This is a genomic window from Rhizobacter sp. P2_H2, assembly GCF_056403375.1.
Map to the genome: position 1 here is coordinate 1 of NZ_JBFUFP010000406.1, position 4,524 is coordinate 4,524.

Here is a 4,524-nt window from a genome sequence, read left to right on the forward strand (position 1 = left end):
GACCGTGCGCTGGCCGAGATGTGCCGCGTGCTGCGCCCCGGCGGCCGGCTGCTGGTGCTGGAGTTCTCGAAGGTGGCCAAGCCGCTGGAGAAGTTCTACGACTGGTATTCGTTCAAGGCGCTGCCGCGCATCGGCCAGCTGGTGGCCGGTGACGCAGACAGTTACCGCTACCTCGCCGAATCGATCCGCATGCACCCCGACCAGCAGACGCTGAAGGCGATGATGAAGACCGCCGGTTTCGGCCACGTCGACGTGCACAACCTCAGCGCCGGCATCGTGGCGTTGCATGTGGGCATCAAGTGTTGACCTGACGCCTGCCGGCGCCCCCCTGTTCACGGGGGGGAGCCCCCGTTTAGAGGATTGGGCACCGGTCCACCTGTACTGACAATCCGCGCCATCTGCTTGCATCCCGTGCAGCACGCCGAAGTGATCGGCGGCAGCTCCGGGATGAAGTTCTGAAGGATGAGCGTCATGTTGAAGGTGTTTCAGTTACATGTCTCGGTGGCCACCCTGTTCGGGATGATCGCCGACGGTCTGCTGTGCTTCTTCGCCATCGTGCTGGCCGCCTCGTCGGTCCACATCCTGCCGGGCACGCCGGAAGCACCCGCCGGGCTGACGGTGCCCCACCTGTTCCTGTTCGCCAGCGGCTTCGCGATGGTGATGTCGCTGCTGTACGCCTTCGCCGGCCTGTACCGCCCGACCCCGATCGGCTTCGCCGCGATGCTGCGCCGCACACTGGCCGCGCTGGTCGTCGGCGCCTACGTGACCTACCTGGTGCTCGACAGCATCGCCAACGGCGGCTATGCGGTGCAGATCATGACCTCGGCCGTGCTGTACCTGTTGGTCGGCCTGGTGCTGGTGCGCGGCGCGATGTACCTGATGAGCCGCATGGCCACCATCCCGAAGGTGCTGATCGTCGGCAACGGCGCCGAGGCGCAGAGCGTCGCCAGCGACCTGATGACGATGAAGCGCCTGCGCCGCAACGTCGCCGGCTTCTTCCCGACCGAAGCCGATGCGGCCCCGGGGCTGCAGGTCGCGAGCCTGCGCGGCCACAAGGTGTTCTCGCGCGAGCTGTCGATCGAGGACATCGTGCGCGACCACCACATCGATGAAGTGATCGTCGCGGTGCGCGAACAGCGCGGCGGCAGCGTCCCGATGGACCAGCTGCTCGCCTGCCGCATCCGCGGCGTGCCGATCGTCGACCTGGCCGGCTTCTACGAGCGCGCCAAGTCCGAAGTGCCGATCGACAGCCTGAAGGCCAGCTGGCTGGTCTACGGCCAGGGCTTCGTGCAAGGCCGCCTGCGCATGATCCTGAAGCGCGCGTTCGACATCGCGAGCTCGTCGTTCCTGCTGCTGCTCGCCTCGCCGGTGATGCTGCTGGCGGTGCTGGCGATCCGCCTCGAAGGGCGCGGCCCGATCATCTACAAGCAGGAACGTGTCGGCCTCGGCGGCAAGATCTTCATGTGCATGAAGTTCCGCAGCATGCGCACCGATGCCGAGAAGGACGGCGTCGCCGTGTGGGCCACCAAGAACGATTCGCGCGTGACCCGCGTCGGCGCCTTCATGCGCAAGACCCGCATCGACGAGCTGCCGCAGCTGCTGTCGGTGCTGCGCGGCGAGATGAGCATGGTCGGCCCGCGCCCGGAGCGCCCGAGCTTCGTCAAGCAGCTGAAGGAACAGATCCCGTTCTACGACGTGCGCCACAGCATCAAGCCGGGCGTGACCGGCTGGGCCCAGGTGCGCTACAGCTACGGCGCCTCGGTCGACGACGCACGCCGCAAGCACCAGTTCGACCTGTACTACGTGAAGAACAACTCGCTGATGCTGGACCTGCTGGTGCTGATCGAAACCGTCAGCGTCGTGTTGTTCCGCGAAGGCGCCCACTGATTTCGCGCCGCATCAACGCACAGACGCAGAGACAAAAGGGAACTCGAGAATGAACGTCAAGACACTGTTGGGATGGTTCGGTGCGGCCGCGACGGCGCTGGTGCTGTCGGGCTGCGGCAGCCTGAGCGGCCTGCCGCCGGCGCCGAAGGTGGCCGAGACGCCGGACCACCGCTACCTGATCGGCGCGCTCGACAGCATCAACATCGTCGTGTGGCGCAATGCCGACCTGTCGTCCACCGTCACCGTGCGCCCGGACGGCCGCATCTCGACCCCGCTGGTCGAGGATGTGCTCGCCGCCGGCCGCAGCCCGGCCGACCTGGCGCGCGACATCGAGGCCAAGCTCGGCAAGTACATCCGCGACCCGGTCGTCACCGTCGTCGTCAACAACTTCCAGGGTTCGTTCTCGGAGCAGATCCGCATCATCGGCGAGGCGACCCGCCCGCAGTCGGTGCCGTACCGCCAGAACATGACGCTGCTGGACGTGATGATCCAGGCCGGCGGCCTGACCGAGTTCGCCGACGGCAATGCCGCCGTGCTGGTGCGCGGCACCGAGCAGGGCAAGCAGTACAGCGTGCGGCTGAAGGACCTGATCAAGCGCGGCGACATCTCGGCCAACGTCGACGTGAAGCCGGGCGACGTGATCATCGTCCCGCAAAGCTGGTTCTGATCGCCCTGGTCCTGAACCCGGTGGCCACCCCGATGCCCGGCGCCACCACCCCCTGTTGAGACGGTCGACCTCCGCGTGTCGACCCATCCAGAAGCTCCAAGATGAATGAGTTGACCCGTCAGATCTCGATCGTGCTGCGCACGATCTGGCAGCGCCGCTGGCTGGCGATGGCCGTCGCCTGGGCCACCGCCGTGGTGCTCGCGCTGATGGTGTGGGTGATCCCCAACCGCTACGAAGCCACCGCCAAGCTGTTCGTCGACACCCAATCGGTGCTGAAGCCGCTGATGGCCGGCCTCGCGTTCCAGCCCGACCTCGACCAGCAGGTGCGCATGCTCGCGAAGACGCTGCTGTCGCGCCCGAACATCGAACGCCTGATGGGCGACCCGGGCGTCGGCCTGGGCACGCTGACCGACCTGAAGCGCGAGCAGGCGATCGACCGCCTGACCGCCCGCATCAAGGTCGAGCACAGCGGCGGCAACCTGTACCTGATCAGCTACCGCGACGGCGACCCGAACCGCGCGAAGGCCGTCGTCGACGGGCTGGTGAACCTGTTCATCGATTCCGGCAACGACAGCAAGCAGCGCGACTCGCAGGACGCGAGCCGCTTCATCGACGAGCAGATCAAGGCCTACGAGGTCAAGCTGGTCGAGGCCGAGAACCGCGTGAAGGAATTCAAGCTGCGCAACTTCGGCGTCTCCGGCGTGTCGGGGCAGGACTACTTCGCCCGCATGTCGGTGCTGACCGACGAGGTCGGCAAGCTGCGCATGACGCTGGCCGCCGCCGAGCAGTCGCGCGACGCGCTGAAGCGCGAGCTGTCGAGCGAAGAGCCGAACGTGGCGGTCGACGCCCCGGCGCCGGCGGTGCCGATGGCGATGCAGACCGAGATCGATTCGCGCCTGGATGCGCAGCGCCGCTCGCTCGACGACCTGCTGCGCCGCTACACCGACGCGCACCCCGACGTGATCGCGGCGCGCCGCATGATCGGCCAGCTGGAAACCCAGAAGCGCCAGCAGGAGGCCGAGCGCGCGAAGGCGGCGGCCAAGGCCGGCGGCCGCGTCGCGTCGTCGAACCCGGTGTACCAGCGCCTGCGCATCGCGCTGGCCGAGGCCGAGGCCAATGTCGCGTCGCTGCGCAGCCAGCTCGGCGGCCAGCAGGAGCGCCTGGACCAGGTCAAGGCCACCGCGAGCCGCGTGCCGCAGGCCGAGGCCGAGCTCGCGCAGCTGAATCGCGACTACGACATCATGCGCAAGCAGTACGACATGCTGGTCTCGCGCCGCGAGGCCGCCTCGCTCGGGCTGAAGATCGACCAGTCGAAGAGCATGGCCGAGTACCGCCTGGTCGAGCCGCCGCGCGTGCCGGCCAAGGCCGCGTTCCCGGACCGCACCGCACTGGCCGTCGTCGCGATGATCCTCGCGCTGGCCGCCGGCGGCGGTGCCGCGTTCGGCATGGGCAAGCTCTACCCGACCTTCGACACGCAGGAGGCGCTGCAGGCCTTCGCGAAGCGCCCGGTGCTGGGGACGGTGTCGCGCCACCTCTCGATGGCGGCCGAGCGCGCGCAGCGCTTCGACCTCATCCGCCTGAGCGGCGCGATGGTGGTGTTCATGGCCTTGAACGTGACCTGGATCGCCTTGCTCGCGGGCGGCATCCAGCCCCACTGAACCGGACGACCGCCTCATCATGAGCATCATCGAACAAGCCACCCGCCGCCTCGAGGAACTGCGACGCGCCGGCATCGACGTGCCGAGCTGGGCGCCGACCGCCACCGAGCCGGGCTTCGGCCCGGTCACCGGCGCGCCGGGCGGTGCCGCCACGCTGGCGCCCCCGGCGCCGATCGCCCGTACCGTCGCCGACGACATCGAACTCGCGCCGCGCACCGTCGCACGCCCGACGCGGGCCGAGCGCGCCCCCACCAACGCCCGCTCGCGCGAGGTGCAGATCGACCTGCTGCGCCTCGCCGCCGAGGGCTACCT

Annotated in this window: 4 protein-coding genes and 1 pseudogene; all 5 read left to right on the plus strand. The window is 68.5% G+C overall.

Annotation, left to right across the window (positions count from 1 at the left end; genetic code table 11):
- Window positions 1-306, plus strand: a 306-nt coding sequence (locus AC1D15_RS19070) for a class I SAM-dependent methyltransferase (protein WP_477827218.1), incomplete at its 5' end; no start/stop codon positions are given.
- 165 nt (window positions 307-471) lie between these two features.
- On the plus strand, window positions 472-1,887 hold the full coding sequence (locus tag AC1D15_RS19075; protein ID WP_047505990.1) for a TIGR03013 family XrtA/PEP-CTERM system glycosyltransferase: 1,416 nt from the start codon (window positions 472-474) through the stop codon (window positions 1,885-1,887).
- Between the two features lie 49 nt (window positions 1,888-1,936).
- Window positions 1,937-2,554, plus strand: coding sequence for an XrtA/PEP-CTERM system exopolysaccharide export protein (locus AC1D15_RS19080; RefSeq protein ID WP_477827219.1), 618 nt, complete (start codon window positions 1,937-1,939; stop codon window positions 2,552-2,554).
- A gap of 101 nt (window positions 2,555-2,655) precedes the next feature.
- Entirely contained in the window at window positions 2,656-4,212 is a 1,557-nt protein-coding gene (locus AC1D15_RS19085; protein ID WP_047505797.1) for an XrtA system polysaccharide chain length determinant, read from the plus strand.
- 19 nt (window positions 4,213-4,231) lie between these two features.
- A pseudogene (locus AC1D15_RS19090) lies at window positions 4,232-4,524 on the plus strand (hypothetical protein); the annotation flags it as partial.